The following is a 16565-nucleotide window of genomic DNA, read 5'->3' as shown; positions in this document are numbered from 1 at the left end:
AACTGACGAATCCCGCTAAAACTTCTCAAAAAAACAGCCAAAAAAAAGCCGGCTGTCTGACAGGAAGCAACAACATTTTTTGGGCATATTCGTTACAATGAGTGCATATCTTAATATACACCGCCCTCGCCTCAACGGATGCCCCCGAATTCAAATACGGCAGGTGATGACTAATGCACCGATGGCTGCTAGCGGTGGCGGCTCTCTTTCTCGGAGTCGGGTTGATGTTCTTCCGCGCGTACGACAGCGCGGCGCTGCAACAAAAGATGGAAACGCATCCATCGGCTTTGGCCGCTGAACCGCACGGGCTTCCCCTTACAGGGTTGTCCTCAGAACCCGGGACGATCGACTCTAATGACACCGTATCGCTCGATACTCAAATCGAGGCTTGGATCCGATCTCTTTCAGCCGAGGAAGCTTTCCGGCATTGGCAAGGCGCCCGATGGTCCCGCTATCCGCTCGGACCCGGGATGCACGGATGGCTCGTTCTTCTTCACAAGGACGGCAAGGAAATCGGCTATCTTGTAGTAGGGGCGACGGAAGACGGCAAGCTGAGACTTACCGAATACGGCGCCGGCGATAACCCCCTTTTCAGCATGAATACGCTGTATCGTTCTTTGATACAGCTTGAACTCATACATCCCGATACCGACTTGGCCTATTATTTGAAGTCTTCCCCGACCCCTCCCGAACGTCTGTATTTCAGCCCGCTTCACGCCGTTTGGAAATTGCAGCACGAGAGGGAATCGATCTTTTTGGACGCGAAGACCGGGGAGCGGCTCCCTTTGTCCGCACAAAGCTTCCAGCCGCTTCAACCTTTCAACCCCGCCGCCGCATTGCCGGAGGCGATTCCTAAGCTGGCCCGATCGATTGCGATTTCACCGTTCGATCCTTTCGATAACACGTACTGGATCAGCGATACACCGCTTCCTGTCGCATCCGCGCGAGACTTACTCGCCATGATCGGCACGGAAAGCCCATCCGTCACCTTTGCGGCCAACCTGTACGGCAAGACCGTGCTTGTACCGCTGGCCGTAACCGGTTATCACGACTGGAGCGGCAGCACACCGTACATCCGTCTGGAGCAGGAAGGCGAACGGTATGTTCCGTTCGACGTATTGATGCAATACGGCTCCTTTCATCGGCAGCGGATCAGCACATTTTCCTAACTTTCGGTATTTCTCCTCCTCTTCCCATAGAAAACACCCCATCAAATCCGTATTACGGATCGGGGTGTTCTTTTTTGCGTTTCCGCTGCTTCCACCAGATCAGGACGGACAATGGAACCATGCCGAACCAGCGCACCTGCCACGGCTCCCTCGTGCTTCTGTACAGGCTGCGCTGCTCCTTGCGCACGTCTGCAGGCATATCCATGTATGCGACAACTTTCTCGGTCAAATATTTGATGTAGTCGTCGGTTTTGATCGCCATGCGCTTCTTCACCTCCCGGTACGCGAACAGGAAGCTGTATATAAGCTGAACAAATGATTAAACGGCCATTGCATTACGAAAAAAAATCACCTTGCCGCTTCAGACAGATGGTAGAAACTCAAAGCCAAAACTCGCTGCAAGATGATTCCTTTTCTCCATTTCATTAGGACAAATCAGGCAGTTTCTTGTTCAGCTTATGCAAGCTTTTTTTGCCGCGAATGCCCGTATTTATTATTTCCTAATCGGTGGCTGCGTATACATCAAATTTGGCTATCCTTTTTTCTTCTGCTCCTCCGCTTGCTTCGCCTTCGTCAGCTCGATCTGCCCTTTCTCCTGAATCGCCTGAAGCGCCTCGTCGATCGTTTTTCGTCCTTCCAGAGCCTCTTTGAACTCCGCCTCGGCGATTCCGTATAATTGCCCGATGAACGCCGGGGGGATGTTCGCCATCGCTTTGTTGAATGCTGCGCTGTTCCCTTTTATTTTATAAAACGCTTCGATATTCCGTCCTTCCGTATCTTTCAAATAAGAGGCCCGCGATGTGATGCTGCCGAACGCCGGCGTCTTCGATGTGACCCGCGCATATTCGTTGTCATTGATATATTTGACGAACTCCCAAGCCGCTCTTACGTTCGGAGATTGTGCGTTTACGGCAAATATTTGGTTGACGCTTAGCGAAGCGGTAGTGCCCGGATTTCCCGCATCGACCGGGACCGTCACAAGGTCCCACTGCGGCATATCGTCCCGAAGCGCCGTCTTCGCCTGACGCAAGCTGTCCAAATAATAAGTGCCGCTGATCATCATCGCCACTCTCCCCCCGATAAACGGGTCCTGCCTGTAAAAGTCCTCCATCGTTCCGCCACGGAACTGCTGGTTCGGATTTTGCCGGTATACGGCTTTCGATTTGTATGCATCCAGCCCGAGCTGCGCCGCCTGCTTCCAGCCGTCAGTCTTCATCGTCATCGTAAGGCTGTCCGGGTCAACGAAATTCAGTCCTTTCGTCGTGCCGATCATCGTCACCAGCCGATAAAGGCTGTCCAAATTTCCCAATCCAAAGCCGTAAGCTCGGGTCGCGTCGTCCCCCGTCGTAGGAAACCGTCTGGCCAAATCCAGCAGTTCCTCCCAACTCATCTCGTCTTTCGGGTAGGGGACGCCGTTTTTATCGAACAGCGACTTGTTATAAAACAACGCTTGCGAATTGAAGCTTGGAGCAAGCCCGTATAGCTTGCCGCCGCTTCGCGATTTGATCGTGTCGAGCACCGCCGGCAAAATGCCTGACAGATCGAACTTGTCCTGGCGGATAACCGGCTCCAGATCGTATAGCTTGCCGCTGTCCGCCATCCTCTCATATAGGTCCATGGATAGAATCAAAACATCCGGTTTCTGCTCGTCCAAGAATTTCTCATACTCCTTATTGAAGTCCGTGTCCGGGCCGTACTTGATTACGCCTTGCGTGGAAACGTACTGAATGTCGATATTCGGATATTTTACCGAAAATAATTGCCCATATTGCTGACTGAACATCCGTTCGTCCGTGGTGCTCACTACTTTAATCGTCGCCTTCTCGTCCTTGCCGAGCTCCTTCAGCTTGGCCTCCGTGCCCCCGGCACCGCATCCTGCAAGCATGACCGCCGCTGCCGTCAATGCTGCCGCTCCTCTGCTTATCCGCATTGCCAATGGTATCCCTCCACCTTCCATTCCGGCTATACCTATCATTCCGGATTCATAGACTTACAAATTCAGGATATCAAGGACGCTCCATAAAATCAAATAATTCCCATTTTAGGTCTTATTTCGGCGAATGTAATTCACACTACTTTTCGAACCTCGTCTTGCTTCCGAGAGAGGATAGAATTACATCAATTTTTAGTTCGATCTTGTATAGAACGATTACGGATGAAAACGGTACCATAAGCCATATAACCGTATGCGGAAGTAAATCCCGTCAAGATAGCGGTATGTTCCGCTCGGAAGGGAGGCGGCAGGGAATGCACAAACGATAGTGATAGAATACTTGGTCTATCATACGTGGGAATTCAGATGTGGAGGAGAATGGGAAGAGAATGGGAGGAGAAAGCGAACATGGCGATCAAGAAAGCAAGAAGCTCCAAAAAATAAACCGATTGGAGGAGTTCGAAATGTTGGATGAAAAAGATAGGCTCACGAATCCGGCGCGCGAGGAGATTGCAAGCCCGTCTGCTCTGCAAAGCAAGCTTAGCAGAAGAAAGCTTCTGGCTTCTTTGGGCACAACCGGTGCGGCTGCGATTCTGTTGAATAACAGCTTGTTCGCGGCTCAAGGCGGGAACGGCTCGACATTGATGGGGAGCGTATACGGGGCGGGCGGCGGAAACCCGAACGGATCGCTGTATTCCTCCAAGTGCCATATGACCACGATAGCCGGGCTTAGGACGATTCCGGCCCCCGATGCGAACACGCTTTACTTTGTTGCCGATTCCGGCAAGGAAGGCTGGTTTCTGTACGATCCGGGAGATACGGCGTCGGTAGACAACACGGGAACGGTTATTGTTTCCGCATCGGGCGCGCGGTACAAGCGGTTGATCGGAGACGAGCCCTTAAACGTGAGATGGTTTGGGGCCGCAGGCGACGGGAGCACGGATGATACGGCCGTCATCCAGCGAGCGCTGGACACTGTTCCCGCAAGCGGCGGAACGGTGCTGGTGCCGGATGGAGTGTACATGATCAATGCGCTCGTGGCATTAAAGCCGAATAGCAACACAATTTTGCTGCTGTCGCCCGGCGCCGTTTTGAAAGCGATTCCGAACGCGGCGAATTTGTACCATATTATCCATATTGTAAATAAGGACCATGTAACGGTGCAGGGCGGGACTATTTGGGGTGACCGGTATGAGCATCAGGCCGCCACCGGCGAGCATGGAATGGGAATTTCAATACGCAGCAGCCGGAACGTCACGATCCGGGACATCGTGATCAAGGACTGCTGGGGCGACGGGATCTACATCGGGATTGAAAGTGCGTCCAATAGGAGCTCGTGCGAGAATGTCAACATTTTGCAAGTGACGTGCGAGAACAACCGGCGGCAAGGCATGTCCGTTACATCCTGCATCGGCGGGCTCGCATTCGGCAGCCGTTTCAACAAAACAAACGGCGTAGAGCCCCAGAGCGGCATTGATATCGAGCCGAATGAAGGGGATGTCGTTCAAGATTTCTCTGTCGTCAATTGCATATGCAACGATAATCAAGGCAGCGGAATCGCCATCTACGGCACGACCGACGACAACGCCCGGGGCAACCTGCTCGAAGGAAACACATGCGACCGTAATCGCCGCGGGATTCAAGTTAGAGGCGCTTCCCATAATAAAGTGCTGTACAACAGCTGCAACGGCAATACCGAGATGGGAATCCGGATCGGCGGGAACAACCGGACCGGCAAAAACCAATACAATCAGTTCATCGGCAATACGGTGCTAGACAACGGGACAAAGGGGATCGTCGTGGAGGGAACGAATACGACGGATATCGGATACAACCTGTTTCAGCTCAATGTGTGCAAGGGGAACCAGAATGAAGGAATCAATCTTACGCACGCCCGGTACTGCCTCGTGGCCGACAACCGGTGTGACGGAAACCAGTTCGGCATTCGCCTGGTAGGGGCGACTTGTCAGTATAACGACATTTCCGGCAATCTGTGCGTCAGGAACCGGTACGGGGTTCAGCTATGGGAATCTTCTTACAATAAGCTGCAAGGCAATATATGCAATGATAATTTGCAAGCGGGCTTGTGGCTGCGAAGTCAGTCCCAGTCCAACCAAGTTTTATCGAATACATGCATCGGAAATAGTCAGGAAGCTCCTAACACATACGACAATATGCTCATCATGGAGCAGAGCAGTTACAATATGATCCAGATGAACACGGTCCGCAAAGGCTCGGGAACGATCCGGCCGAGGTATGGGCTGAATATAGCCGATGCGGCCAGCGCTCAAAACTTCGCGGTCAACAACGATCTGCTGAACGGAGGGGAAACGGCTTCATTCCAGAATGCCGGAACGGGGACGATTACGATATCTTCGAATCGGATGTGAGTCTTGACCCCGACCCGCTAAATGTAAAAGATGATGGAAAACCGTCAGAGCGCCCTCTGACGGTTCCCGTCCAATTTATCCAAGCTTCACGGCATTATCCGCCTGCCCGTTTTTCTTCGCCATGCCCCGCTGCGCCGTAACGAGCTTATAGTAAATCCCTTTCCGCTCCATCAGTTCGCTGTGCGTCCCGATTTCGGCCAGCTTGCCTTTATCCAGAACGAGCAGCCGGTCCGCATTCCGCAGCGTAGTCAACCGGTGGGCGATCGCCAACGTCGTCCGGTTCTTGGTAACCCTCTTGAGCGCTTCCTGGATCGCCGTCTCCGTATCGATATCGAGGGAGGCCGTCGCTTCGTCTAGGATAAGGATGCGCGGATTGTTCAGCACCGCCCTGGCGATCGCAAGCCGCTGTCTCTCGCCGCCGGAAATGTTGTTTCCGTTCTCCTCCAGCTTCGTGTCGTAACCGTCCGCCTGGCGAATGATGAAGTCGTGGGCGTTCGCCACCTTCGCGGCCTCGATGACCTCTTCCAGCGTAGCGTCAGGCTTGGAATAGCGAATGTTGTCCGCAATCGTCCCGCTGAACAAAAACGTTTCCTGGAGCACGACCCCGATCTGCGAACGCAAGTCTTCCTGCTTGATGTTCCGGATATCGACGCCGTCGATGCTTATGCTGCCTTCCGTAACGTCGTACAGTCTGGATACGAGGTTGATCAGCGTAGATTTGCCCGAGCCGGAATGTCCGACGAGACCGATCATTTCCCCTTGCTTCACATCGAAAGTAAGCTGCTTCAGAACCGGTTCGTACGATTTGTAGCCGAAAATGACGTCCTTAAACGATATCGCCCCGCGAATCGAATGCTTCACGGAAGCATGAGTATCAAGCACTTCCGGCTGCTCGTCGATGACGGAGAATACGCGGTCCACGGAAATAATCGCATTGGCCACCCATCGCGGCATAAACATAAGCCAAGCGATCGGCCCGAATATCATCGAGGCGTACATTGTAAATTGGATCAGTTCCCCGAGCGTCATCTGCTTGTCGAGAATCATGCTGCAGCCGATCATCAGTACGAGATATTGTCCCAGCTGGATCAAGTAGTTCGTAAAGGGCGACAAAATGCTGAACAGCTTCTCGCTTTTGTAGGAAGCGGCGGCGAAATCGCTGTTGAACTTTTTGAAGCGGCGTATTTCCCGCTCTTCCTTCCCGAACGCTTTCACAACCCGGATTCCGCTCAGCACGTCATGCAGAAACGAGCTCGCTTTGTCGTAAACCCTCCATTGCTTGTGAAACAGCTTCCACAGAACGTATTTCCAAATGTATACGTGCAGCACGGCAACGATCGGCGCAGGCAGCAGAACGACGCAAGCGAGTCGCCAATCCGCATGAAAGAGCAGGTAAGCAGCCGAGATGAGTATGATGCACTGGAAAATCGCCGTCGTACATAATTCCTGGATGAGGTGGCGGATCCGGTCCGTATCCGACGAGATCCGGTTCATCATGTCCCCGGCCCGCTGCGACGTCAAAAAGCCGAGCGACAAGTTTTGGATTTTATCATAAACCATCTTGCGCAAATCGGCGGCGATTCCCGAGCTTACGCTCGCCATAATCCGGCTCTTCGCTATGCCGAGCAGCTCTCCGAACAACAATACCCCGAGCATTCCGGCAAGAGCGGCAAAAAACATCTCGACGCTGGCGCTTTGCCCTTCGGGCGGCTGTAAAGCCGAGTTCACCAGCAGCTTCTGGAAATACGGACCCAATAAAGCGAGGCCGGCGGAGGCGAACAACACGGTCAGCCCGAGGCCAAGCCGTTTCCAATGCGATCTGGATACGAGGATCAGCCTCTTGAAAGCAGCGGCCTTGTTCATGCATCTCGGGCACACCCGCGTTCCCGGAATTAGCGCTCCCCCGCATTTGACGCAAGCGGCCTCTTCCTCATTGTTATAGATCCGGACCGGGCTGTTCGCGGCCATGTCGTTCAATATTTTGGCGATGTATCCGTAACGGGCCGCATGCTGCATCGTCACCCGGACGACAATCCGCTTCGAATCGTTCTCCGCCGCTTCTAGGACCGCATTGCCGATAAGCGGGACGATCTTGTATTCGCGCGCTTCCGCAATGACGCCGCTGTCCCGTACCTCGCCCTGTTCCACATAAGCCCACTTCTGATGCCCAATGACGAAATATCCCGGCGTCCGCTGTCCTTGAAGCGACAGGTCGGCAGGCACGCAGTAAGAAATATGCTCTCCGACGGCTTGCCGCGCCGCCGCTGAATCGCGTTCCGAGAGCGTGTAATTTAAGTTCATCTATACCTCCGCTTTCCCCCGCTGAAGATGCAATCGGTTACATGCACATTTCGACCATCCGGTATTCCTTGTCGCTTAGCCGGTCCAAATGGGGAATGATGAACCGGTTGCCGTCTACGTCGGAGACGAGAAGCCGGTTTTCCGACACCAGCTTTACGTGCCCCCCGCCGCTGCGAACCGTAAAGCGGCATATTCCCGCCGTCGTCTCCGTTTCCCAGTAGGAGTAGCCGAATTCTTCCTTGATTTTGACCACTTTCGTTATTTCCGGGGCGAAATACCGGATTGTTACCTGTTCCTCTAATAAATCGGCCGTCTCCTTCGGGAAGTCGTCAAGCGATCGGATCATCCCGATTTCTTTATTCTCGAACGTGCGGATCGAGAGATAGATCCGTTTGTCCGTGTGAGGGAACGAACAATGCACATAAACCGCGTCATGCTCTTTGCCGTCGACCGTCACGGCGAGCATTCGGCCTTCCGTCTTCCGGAACGACGCGCTCTCCGGCGTCAAATAGTTAATTTTCGCAGCCTCGGCCAAGTCGGATTGCTTTTCGTTATTTCCCTCGTGCCCGCTTGCGGCAAGCCGCTGTTTCTCTTTCCCGTCCGGACCGTTATCGGTTTCCGTTACCGCAGCCGTCATCGTCATGCGATGATCCCCTCTTTCATCTTCAATGCTTCGTCGTGCTTTTTCACGAGTCCGTGATACGCGCCTTCCTTGCTCATCAGCTCCTCATGGGTACCGGCTTCCACCACTTTCCCGTGATCCATGACGACCAAGTAATCGGCGTTTCTCAGCGTAGACAGCCGATGCGCGATGGCGATCGTCGTCCGGCCCTTGATCAGCGAATCGAGCGCTTCCTGAATTTGCAGCTCCGTCTCCGTATCGAGCGAAGCGGTCGCTTCATCCAGAATGAGTATTTTCGGATTGTGCAGAATGGCCCGCGCGATCGACAGCCGCTGCTTCTCCCCGCCGGACAAATTGTGTCCTCCGGTGCCGATAATCGTATCGTAGCCGTCCGGCAGCTTCTCGATATAATCGTGGGCATTGGCTATCTTCGCGGCATTTACGATATCGGCGATGGTGCAATCGGCATCCGCGTAGGCGATGTTCTCGGCAATGCTGCCCGAGAAAACGTAGACGTCCTGGGAGACGATCCCGATATTTTTGCGAAGCGATGCGGTCGTCAAGTCTTTGACGTTAATGCCGTCGATCCGGATCTCCCCTTCATTCACATCGTACAGCCGGGAAATGAGATTGACCAGCGTCGATTTGCCCGCTCCCGAATGTCCGACGATTCCGATCATCTGACCCGGCTTCGCCTGTATGGTGACATCCTTCAAAATCGCTTTATTCGGCTCGTATCCGAAAACGACGTTCGATACGCGAATATCGCCCTTCAACTCCTCCAGATGAATCGCATCGGGTTTCTCCGCGACTTCCGGGACGGCGTCCTGAATTTCGAATATGCGCTGCGCCGCGGACATGCAGTGCGACCACCAGTTGACGATGTTGTTCATGAACTGGATCGGACCGTAAAGCATATACATGTAATTCACGAAAGTCAAAACTTGCCCGAACGAAAACTGATCCTTCATGACCATCCAGCCGCCGAACGCCCAGATGAGCAGTCCGCCCATTTGCGTCAGCAGGTTCAGTACGGGAAATACGGTGCCGCCCAGCTTGTTGACCGTCTGCTCCGCATCGGAGAACGATATGTTGGCCCGTTGAAAACGCTCTATTTCGTTCTGCTCCTTGCCGAACGATTTGACAACGCGCGTACCGCGTATCGTGTCGCTGATGATCGAGTTCATCGCGCTGACTTTCCTGTGCCTTCTCCACGACAGCCGCCACAGCCTCGGGAATACCTTCCGGACGATGAAGAAGACGACCGGCAGCGGAATAAAGCAGAGCAGCGTCAGCTTCCAGTCCATAATAAGCAAAATAGCGGTAATGCCGATAATGTTCATCGCATTGACGATAAAGTACGACATGCCGTCCACGAAAAAGTATTGAAGCTCGGTGGCGTCGTTGTTTACCCTTGTCATCAGCTGTCCGGTCTGCTTCCTCTGGAAAAAGTTGAGCGACAGCCGCTGCATCGCGCTGAATACGGTCGATTTCAAGTCAAACGAGACGTTGGCCGCCAGCTTCGCATTGATCGCCCCGAACAAAATCCCGAACAACAAAGATAACGTGCGGAAACCGATGATGAGCAGGATCACGAGCCCGATCTTGCCGGCGAACGTCCCTTCCCCGCCCAGCGCCTGATCGAATAGCACCGTTCCTTGTAAATACGGAATGGCCAGGCCGGTCGCCGAATTGAGCAGCATGAACAGGACGATGAAGAAGATCGAGACTTTATAAGCCCCCGCGAAGGAAAGCAGCCTTGTGAAAATGGCGTGCTTCTTAATACATTTCGGACAAACTTGTCTGCCCTTCTCCGGATAGATCATCCCGCACTTCGGGCAGGAGCCTTGCCCCAGCTCTTCGTTCAGTTCGTGCGGATCGGGCTCTTCGTTCTTCTTCAGCTTGCCGAATATCGAGGCCAGCTTCGCCGCTCTGCTCATATGCCCGTTCGTAAAGGCCGCGACGACGCGCTGCTCCCCGTCCTCCCCCTTGATAACCATCATCCCGGAAGCAACCAGATTGACTACCGATAACGAAGCCACTTTGCCAAGCTCGATCGTCTCCTTCGTCCAAGGTCCGGACGGAATCGGCTTCGGCAGCTTTTTCTCCTTTTTCGATTTGACGAAGCCTTTGTAGTCTTTCTCGAGTGATGGCGGACCGGCGCTCGAAAGAATCGTCAGCGCATCCCGGCCGAGCAGCAGGTAAGTATCCGAGAATCGGCCATCCGTCGTCCGGTCGCACACCATCCAGTAAACCAGGTCTTCCTCTGCGATCCGGTTTTGCCGCAGTACGGCTTCCATTTCTTCAGGTAATGTTCTCATCATCTCTCCATCGCAACTGGAAATTGGAATTAATTTGGTACATAACACCAATATTATATGTTCCCGGTTCATCTGAAAAGGGAAAAAATGATTGAAAAAATCCGGCTTTTCCTGCTCGGAAGCCGTTAAGGTCGCGTTATCTCACGATAAAGCAAAAAGCCGATCATCGCTTCGATGCGATGACCGGCCCTTGTTGCTTACGGCGCGGTTAATTTCTGTTCGCCGCCGGGCTTTGTAACGAATGCATGATCGACGGACGCTTCCTGAATATGTTCGTACGCCCAATGCCGCTCGGGAACGTCCGGCCATTTCGCATCGGTGCCGGATAACGGCCCCCGGCCGAGAAGCCTGTTGATGATCGTTACCGCTTCGGCGCGGGTGAGGGGCTGCTCCGGGCGGAACGTTGCATCTGGGAAGCCGTCGATGATTCCGGCTGACTTCGCCCGGCTTATCGCCGTTTGCGCCCAATGACCGTTCGTATCCGTGAAATCGCTATTCAAGCTCTGAACATCGTGCCGGAGTTTGGCGGCGATGGCTGCCATCTCTGCACGGGTAATCGTCTGATCCGGCCTGAAGCTTGCATCCGGATAGCCTTGCATAAGGCCCGTCTTCGCCGCTTTGTCGATAAACTCTTTCGCCCAATAGCCGGACGGAACATCGTTATAAGCGATTCCTTTCGCTTCATCGCTGGCCTTATCGACCGTTCTGGCGAGAATCGCGGCCATTTCCGCTCGGGTAATGCTTCTCTCCGGACCGAAGGTACCGTCCGAATAACCGGTTATATAGGCTTTGTGCAAAGCACGCTCTGCCGTCGAAGCGCCCCAGCCTTCCATATGCACGATCGTAAACGTACTGAACTTGGCGATCGCAAACCGGATTCCGAGCTTGCCGGTATCGTCGTATGGGACGATTTCACCTTTGACAAATTCCTTCGTTCCGTCACTGTGCTCGATGAACACTCCCATATCCCGCTGCTGCTGTTCGGTATAATCGGCACTCTCGAGAGGAAGTACGAGCGTGACGGGACGGCTTTGCAGGTTCGTTTCGATCGTCATCGGATGCCCCACCACTTGGGCGGACCCGCTTCCCGCAGCGATTCGCACCGCTTGCTCCGTTTTCGCCCTTTGCTCGATTTCTTTGCGTTCGTCTTCTTCTTTGACCGGCACGATGCGGAAATACACATCTTCCTTCATTCCTTGCAACGAGCTGCCCGGAATATCGATCCGCACATTGTTCGTGAAAATTTCCAAACCGACGTTTCCGTTTGCCAGAACCGAAGTGGACGCCTGCGGAATTTTTACGTTCAATTCGGCCACTTCATCTTTCGGATCGGGAATGACCATTCTCGCCGATTGGGAGCCGGCCGACTCCAACTGTTTCACCGTCAATGCCGCCTGCTCGGGAGTAAGGGTTACTTCATCCGTTTTCCGGCCGTCCGCATCGGTAGTCCGGTTAATGACCGCTGTCGATACGATGGCTCCGCTGCCGCTCCCTTTGTTTTCCACATCCACCGTAATGGTTTCCTTTTGCGGGTTCTGAGGATTTGGCGGAGAAGGCGGACCGCTGTTGCTATTGTTATCGCTGTCGCCTCCTCCTCCGGACGACGGCGAAGAAAGGTCGAGCAATTCAATGACAGCAGTGACCGCATGCGGCGTAACGTTGCCCGCTTTATCCCGCAGCTCCATATACACGGTTTTCCTGCCTAAGCCCGATGTCAATTGCCATACTTTCGTTCCCGTGAAGGTTTCCCATGGGCTCCACACTACGCTGTCATTAGAGAAACGCACCCGAATATTGCCTGATCCGCTGCCGTCGCTTGCGGTTACAGTCATTACGACCGACGTCTCGCCCGTCGACGCCGCACCTCCATTAATGCGAAGCGTGCCCGACGGCGCCGTCTTGTCGAAGAGGACTCGGCTCATGTCCGTCGTTGCCGTCACGCGAGGCCCGGCGATTCCGGCCATATCGGCATAATCGATAGTGAACGCGACTATTCCTTCGCTTTCGCTTCCCGTGAATGTATAGGCAGCCCTGTAGACGCTGTCGCCGACACTTGTAACCGTCGCGGCTCTGCCTGCTATTGAAGCGGTTGTTAGGCTGTTCAGAGCCTTGTTGGCCGTGAAGGTTAACGTTACTGAATCTCCCGGCTTAGCAAGCCCAGACACCGGATTGCTGCTGGAGATGTGGACTGTCGTCAGCGCCGGGGGTACCGTCGCTTGTGGGGTTGCCGCTACTTCATTGGAATATGGGCTGCTTCCTGCCGCATTGCCGGCTTTGATCGCAAAGTAGTAGGCCGCACCGTTGATCAAGTTCAATGCTTCGTAGGTGGTGCCCGTTACAGTCGCTAGAGGCGTTCCGCCGTATAAACCTGGTGTCGTTCCGTAATAAATCGTGTAGTAGTTTGCAGCCTGTACGCTGCCCCAGCTTAACGCAACTTGTGCATCCCCGGCTAATGCCGTTAAATGGGCCGGGGCAAGTGGAGCCGTAAGTGGCGATGCGGTCGTTGTGAAGCTCCACGTCGTCGTATCCGCGATTCCGGCGAAATTATTGTTGGCGGCATCCGCGAACGCTCCTGCGTCAATCTGTACGTAGTAGCCGGTGCTGTATGTCAAGTCTGCCGCGGGGTTAATCGTTACCGTCGTACCGGATACTGTGACCTTCGTCGTGTCATTTGCAGCGATCGTTTCCACGATACTGTTGTCCGACGCTTTCTTAATCACGATGTTTTTGCCGCTCGCTGCCGTTACGTTCTCGCTGAACGTCAGCGTCAAGTTCGCGTTGACTGCTACATTCGTCGCATCGTCTACAGGCGAATAAGCTGTGACCGTTGGTGCTGTCGCATCCAGCGCTGCGGCCGTCGTGAAGCTCCACGTCGTCGTATCCACAATGCCGGCGTAATTATTGTTGGCGGCATCCGCGAAAGCTCCCGGGTCAATCTGTACGTAATAGCCGGTGCTGTACGTCAAGTCAGCCACGGGGTTGATCGTAACGGTCACATCGGATACGGTCACTTTAGTCGCATCGTTTGCTGCGATCGTTTCTACGATACTGTTATCTGCCGCTTTCTTGATCACGATGTTTTTGCCGCTCGCCGCCGTTACGTTCTCGCTGAATGTCAGCGTCAAGTTCGCGTTGACCGCTACGTTTATCGCATCGTCTAAAGGCGAATAAGCGATGACCGTTGGCGCGGTCGTATCCGGCTCAGCCGCCGTTGTGAAGCTCCACGTCGTCGTATCTGCGATGCCGGCGTAGTCGTTATTCGCCGCATCCTTAAATGCTCCCGCTTCGATTTGAACGTAGTAGCCGGTGCTATGCGCCAAGACCACAGTCGGATTGATCGTCACAGTCGCTCCCGATATGGTGACCTTCGCGTCGTCTGCAGCGATTGTTTCTAAGACACTGTTGTCCGCTGCTTTCTTGATCACAATATTTTTGCCGCTTACCGCCGTGACGCTCTCGATGAACGTCAGCGTCAAGTTCGCGTTGACCGCTACGTTTATCGCATCGTCTAAAGGTGAATACGCAGTGACGGTCGGCGCGGTCGTATCCGGCGCTACGGTCGTCATGAAGCTCCACGTCGTCATATCCGCGATTCCCGCGTAGTTGTTGCTTGCCGCATCCTTGAACGCACCTGAGTCAATCTGCACATAGTACCCGGTACTATGCGCCAAGTCCGCTGCCGGATTGATCGTCACCGTCGTTCCCGAAATGGTGACCTTCGCGTCGTTTGCAGCGATCGTTTCCACCACACTGTTGTCCGACGCTTTTTTGATCACGATATTTTTACCGCTCGACGCCGTCACGTTCTCGCTGAATATCAGCGTCAGGTTTGCGTCCACCGCAACGTTTATCGCATCGTCTAAAGGTGAAAACGCAGTGACGGTCGGCGCTGTCGTATCCGGCGCTGCCGCAGTCGTAAAGCTCCACGTCGTCGTATCCGCGATGCCGGAGTAGTCGTTATTCGCCGCATCCTTGAACGCTCCCGGGTCGATCTGCACGTAGAAGCCGGTGCTATGCGCCAATACCGCAGTCGGATTGATCGTCACAGTTACTCCCGATATGATAACCTTCGCGTCGTCTGCAGCGATCGTTTCTAAGACACTGTTGTCCGACGCTTTCTTGATCACAATATTTTTGCCGCTTACCGCCGTGACGCTCTCGCTGAACGTCAGCGACAGGTTCGAGTTTACCACTACGTTTGTCGCGTTATCCAATGGTGAATAAGCAACCACTGTTGGCGCAGTCGTATCAGCCACCGTCGTGAAGCTCCACGTCGTCATATCCGCGATTCCCGCGTAGTTGTTGTTGGCCGCATCCTTGAACGCTCCCGGATCGATCTGGACATAATAGCCGGTGCTGTATGCCAAATCCGCAGCCGGGTTAATCGTATACGTCACTCCTGTCACCGTCACCCTTGAGGTATCGGTCACTAGGATCGTTTCCACGATGCTGTTGTCTGACGCTTTCTTAATCACGATGTTTTTGCCGCTTGCCGCCGTCACACTTTCGCTAAACGTCAGCGTCAAATTCGTGTTGACCGCTACGTCTGTCGCATCGTCTAAAGGTGAATACGCAGTGACTGTTGGCGCTGTCGTATCCGGCGCTGCCGCAGTCGTAAAGCTCCACGTCGTCATATCCGCGATGCCGGAGTAGTCGTTATTCGCCGCATCCTTGAACGCTCCCGGGTCGATCTGCACGTAGTAGCCGGTGCTATGCGCCAAGACCACAGTCGGATTGATCGTCACAGTCGCTCCCGATATGGTGACCTTCGCGTCGTCTGCAGCGATCGTTTCTAAGACACTGTTGTCCGCTGCTTTCTTGATCACAATATTTTTGCCGCTTACCGCCGTTACGTTTTCGATGAACGTCAGCGTCAAGTTCGCGTTGACCGCTACGTTTATCGCATCGTCTAAAGGTGAATACGCAGTGACTGTTGGCGCTGTCGTATCCGGCGCTGCGGCCGTCGTGAAGCTCCACGTCGTCGTATCCGCGATGCCGGCGTAATCGTTGTTCGCCGCATCCTTGAACGCTCCCGGGTCGATCTGCACGTAGTAGCCGGTGCTATGCGCCAAGACCGCAGTCGGATTGATCGTCACAGTCGCTCCCGATATGATGACCTTCGCGTCGTCTGCAGCGATCGTTTCTAAGACACTGTTGTCCGCTGCTTTCTTGATCACAATATTTTTGCCGCTTACCGCCGTGACGCTCTCGCTGAACGTCAGCGTCAAGTTCGAATTTACCGCTACATTTATCGCGTTATCCAGTGGCGAATACGCAGATACTATTGGTATGGTCGTGTCCACTGCAGGATAGGTGAGCCTGGGAGCCTGAGCGGCCGCTGAGGCCTTGGAGGAAACAAAAATTTGCTCCTGTTTATCGGTATCCGGCATGTCAGCTTCCCGAATGGCGAAAACTGCCGTAGTTGCACCGCCTCCTCTAAGAGAAGTGATATAGTCCGTCACATCTATCCGTTTCCAATTAGCCAAATCAGAGGAGGTAATTGTGGTAGTTGGAACATTATCGCCATCCCCTTCAATAGCTATTTGATTGCTGCTATCTAGCGAAGGGATAGAATCGTAATCGTTGAATCCATGTAACGAGATCGTTACCTCTCCATCCCCAGAGTATTCTCCGACGCCGTCGTCGTACCCCGGACCGTAAGTGATGAATATATCTAATGTTACTTCCGACGCTGTAGCCGGGATATCGGCAATATCGAAGCTTAGGATGGTTTGTGTTGGAGGTTCATCTAGTAGGTATCCGATAGCATTTTCATTTAAATTGTTATAATAAGGACAAACTGGATCCCATGTTGTGCTGCAATTATTC

General features: G+C 53.7%; 8 protein-coding genes. 2 read left to right on the top strand and 6 right to left on the bottom strand.

Features of this window, described 5'->3' with window-relative positions; genetic code table 11:
• Positions 1-173 precede the first annotated feature (173 nt).
• A complete protein-coding gene (locus FE783_RS20670) occupies positions 174-1169 on the top strand; it encodes a hypothetical protein (protein ID WP_138881285.1) in 996 nt (331 codons plus the stop codon).
• Between the two features lie 52 nt (positions 1170-1221).
• On the opposite strand, the gene FE783_RS20665 is transcribed toward FE783_RS20670, so the two are convergent.
• Both FE783_RS20665 and FE783_RS20660 read right to left on the bottom strand, forming a co-directional pair.
• Positions 1222-1431, bottom strand: coding sequence for a YqzE family protein (locus tag FE783_RS20665; RefSeq protein WP_138881284.1), 210 nt, complete (start codon positions 1429-1431; stop codon positions 1222-1224).
• Between the two features lie 270 nt (positions 1432-1701).
• A complete protein-coding gene (locus FE783_RS20660; RefSeq protein WP_238403182.1) occupies positions 1702-3099 on the bottom strand; it encodes an ABC transporter substrate-binding protein in 1398 nt (465 codons plus the stop codon).
• Between the two features lie 467 nt (positions 3100-3566).
• Here FE783_RS20660 and FE783_RS20655 point away from each other — a divergent pair, with 467 nt between their 5' ends.
• Positions 3567-5492, top strand: coding sequence for a right-handed parallel beta-helix repeat-containing protein (locus tag FE783_RS20655; RefSeq protein WP_158301940.1), 1926 nt, complete (start codon positions 3567-3569; stop codon positions 5490-5492).
• Between the two features lie 75 nt (positions 5493-5567).
• Here FE783_RS20655 and FE783_RS20650 read toward each other — a convergent pair whose 3' ends face one another.
• The 4 genes from FE783_RS20650 to FE783_RS20635 all read right to left on the bottom strand — a co-directional run bounded on the left by FE783_RS20650 (position 5568) and on the right by FE783_RS20635 (position 16126).
• Positions 5568-7793, bottom strand: a complete 2226-nt coding sequence (locus FE783_RS20650) for an ABC transporter ATP-binding protein (protein ID WP_138881281.1) — start codon at positions 7791-7793, stop codon at positions 5568-5570.
• A 37-nt stretch (positions 7794-7830) separates the two neighbouring features.
• A complete protein-coding gene (locus tag FE783_RS20645) occupies positions 7831-8436 on the bottom strand; it encodes a DUF1854 domain-containing protein (RefSeq protein WP_238403176.1) in 606 nt (201 codons plus the stop codon).
• Positions 8433-10739 carry an ABC transporter ATP-binding protein gene (locus FE783_RS20640; protein ID WP_138881280.1) on the bottom strand — a complete coding sequence of 769 codons (2307 nt, stop codon included), beginning with the start codon at positions 10737-10739 and terminating at the stop codon, positions 8433-8435. The genes FE783_RS20645 and FE783_RS20640 overlap by 4 nt, the downstream gene beginning before the upstream one ends.
• 194 nt (positions 10740-10933) lie before the next feature.
• Positions 10934-16126, bottom strand: a complete 5193-nt coding sequence (locus FE783_RS20635) for an Ig-like domain-containing protein (RefSeq protein ID WP_158301939.1) — start codon at positions 16124-16126, stop codon at positions 10934-10936.
• Between the last annotated feature and the right edge of the window lie 439 nt (positions 16127-16565).

Origin of the sequence: Paenibacillus mesophilus (assembly GCF_005938385.1) — a bacterium.
Classification (GTDB): Bacteria; Bacillota; Bacilli; order Paenibacillales; family NBRC-103111; genus Paenibacillus_AB; species Paenibacillus_AB mesophilus.
Note: the sequence above shows the minus strand (reverse complement) of the source record. Positions and strands in the feature narration are given on the sequence as shown.

Coding starts and splice junctions, on each gene's coding strand:
- FE783_RS20670 (WP_138881285.1), top strand. CDS start 174: ATGCACCGATGGCTGCTAGCGGTGGCGGCTCTCTTTCTCGGAGTCGGG.
- FE783_RS20665 (WP_138881284.1), bottom strand. CDS start 1,431: ATGGCGATCAAAACCGACGACTACATCAAATATTTGACCGAGAAAGTT.
- FE783_RS20660 (WP_238403182.1), bottom strand. CDS start 3,099: ATGCGGATAAGCAGAGGAGCGGCAGCATTGACGGCAGCGGCGGTCATG.
- FE783_RS20655 (WP_158301940.1), top strand. CDS start 3,567: ATGTTGGATGAAAAAGATAGGCTCACGAATCCGGCGCGCGAGGAGATT.
- FE783_RS20650 (WP_138881281.1), bottom strand. CDS start 7,793: ATGAACTTAAATTACACGCTCTCGGAACGCGATTCAGCGGCGGCGCGG.
- FE783_RS20645 (WP_238403176.1), bottom strand. CDS start 8,436: ATGACGATGACGGCTGCGGTAACGGAAACCGATAACGGTCCGGACGGG.
- FE783_RS20640 (WP_138881280.1), bottom strand. CDS start 10,739: ATGATGAGAACATTACCTGAAGAAATGGAAGCCGTACTGCGGCAAAAC.
- FE783_RS20635 (WP_158301939.1), bottom strand. CDS start 16,126: ATGCCGGATACCGATAAACAGGAGCAAATTTTTGTTTCCTCCAAGGCC.